The sequence below is a fragment of the Sunxiuqinia dokdonensis genome (genome assembly GCF_001270965.1).
GTDB lineage: Bacteria > Bacteroidota > Bacteroidia > Bacteroidales > Prolixibacteraceae > Sunxiuqinia > Sunxiuqinia dokdonensis.
The window spans coordinates 1-763 of record NZ_LGIA01000137.1 but is presented as its reverse complement, the minus strand read 5'-3'; the positions used below and the strand labels follow the sequence as shown (position 1 = coordinate 763).

The following is a 763-nucleotide window of genomic DNA, read 5'->3' as shown; positions in this document are numbered from 1 at the left end:
CGATTCGGTGTTTTATATGCGTTATACCATAAATTATTTACTAATCTATTTGAACTGCTATTCTCTTTCCTAACAAGTGAATCGCGAATTTCATGAATTAAACTCTTGAATTCATCGAATCCATTATTGCTGTGAAGTTCAATAAAATCTTCAAGAGAATATGGTATTAGGAATGCTCTATCATCTGGCATCCTTGGAATTAAAAGCCAAAGCCTCGAATAATTTAATTCGTGAAAGTCAAAGAACACGGGGACACCACAACCAAGCCATTCCTTCAAAAGTCTTGATTCTTTAGGAAAAGGAATTCGATAAATTGAAACGTTTTCAATTTGAATGATGGACCCTTCATTTATAACTTTTTGAAATTGTAGGATATCACTTTTTCGTCTTTGCCCATCAACAACCCAAACTAGTTTTGGATAAAAGGCGTTTCGAGAGCGTATTTCATCTGTTCTTATATACGAATGTTGGAACTCTAATACCCAGTCTTCTTGCGTTTTCACATCTGCAATGTGCTTTTCGCCATTTTTGTCAAACTGTACAACCTCCTGCCATGAAATTGGGAAATACCCTTTCCATGAGCGATGCCACTCTGTTTCGTTTTCCCACCAAATATCACAGTTTCGAATTCCCTTATGAGCCCAATGATTTATTTTAACCTGTCCACATTTTGCAATTAATTCAGAACCGCAACTCGGACAGATTCCCTTAGCTCCTTTTTGAGCTTCCATTTTATTACCATCAACTAGTGCAAATTTCATAT

The 763-nt window shown here is 36.0% G+C and carries 1 protein-coding gene; it reads right to left on the bottom strand.

From position 1 onward, the window contains the following. The coding region (locus NC99_RS08025) for a competence protein CoiA (protein WP_053181982.1) at positions 1-763 on the bottom strand (763 nt) is incomplete at both ends.